Source organism: Brevundimonas sp. GN22 (genome assembly GCF_054824005.1).
Genome location: NZ_JSYD01000098.1, coordinates 1 through 881, shown reverse-complemented (window position 1 = coordinate 881; position 881 = coordinate 1). Strand labels below are relative to the sequence as shown.

The window sequence follows — 881 nt, the reverse complement described above, 5'->3', positions numbered from 1 at the left end:
TGAATAACAAGTGGGTGCGTCCCGGCGGTCTGCTGACTGCGAAGCTGGCTTACCGTGCTGTTCACGCTGGGGAGCTTGGGTGCCTGAACGATGCCGCCAGCAGAATACCCAGTCACGCCTTTGCGCATTGCCTCAACGACGGACACACCACCAGCCCGCGCAATATCGCGCTGCGACCAGACGATCTCGCCCGCGTGGACGACACCAGCGGGTTGATTTACGCCGCCCGCGCCGGTGTATCCGCCGGATGAGTAACCGGGGAACAGTTTGGCAATCGCGCTGAATATCCCCCCGCCGCTAGAGCCGTTGGACATCCCCTTCATTGCTTCGCTAAAAAGGTCGAAGAGGTTATCGGCGAGGTTGTCGAGCATGCGGTCGGTGAAGCGATCCGCCATATTTTCAAAGAACCCACCTATATCACCGTCGATGGCCGCACGAATGCCGTCAGTGAATGAGCGCTTGAAGGTATCCCTGAGTTTACCTTCTCGGTCAGTTCGCGTGAGTTCATCCCACTCGTCTTCGGCAACGCCCTTGCGCTCCGGCGGAGTAAGCTCAGGTCGGTCGCGCAGAAGCTCATTGATACGAGTGGCGATGTATAGCTCTCGCTCTGCATTCTCCATGCGCACAGGATCGCCGGACAGCCGAGCCAGTTCAGCCTCATGTTGCAAGCGTGACATAAGCTGGTCGTTTAGAAGCTGCGCCGTCTGTTCCTCCCGCTCCATTTGCTTCAGGCGGGCTTCACGGTCCTTGTCCAGTTGGCGGCTTGCGTCTTCTGCCTCGTGTAGAGCGTCGAGATAGGTTTTAGCCGTTTCGGCTGCGTTCGCGACCTGCGCGTCGGAGTACTGTTTCGTCAGGTTGATAAGGTCGATTTGGCGCTGGAT

The 881-nt window shown here is 58.5% G+C and carries 1 protein-coding gene; it reads right to left on the bottom strand.

What is annotated here, in order from left to right; translation table 11 throughout:
- A partial coding sequence (locus tag OB03_RS12645) for a hypothetical protein (protein WP_461344383.1) occupies nt 1–881 on the bottom strand: 881 nt, incomplete at both ends.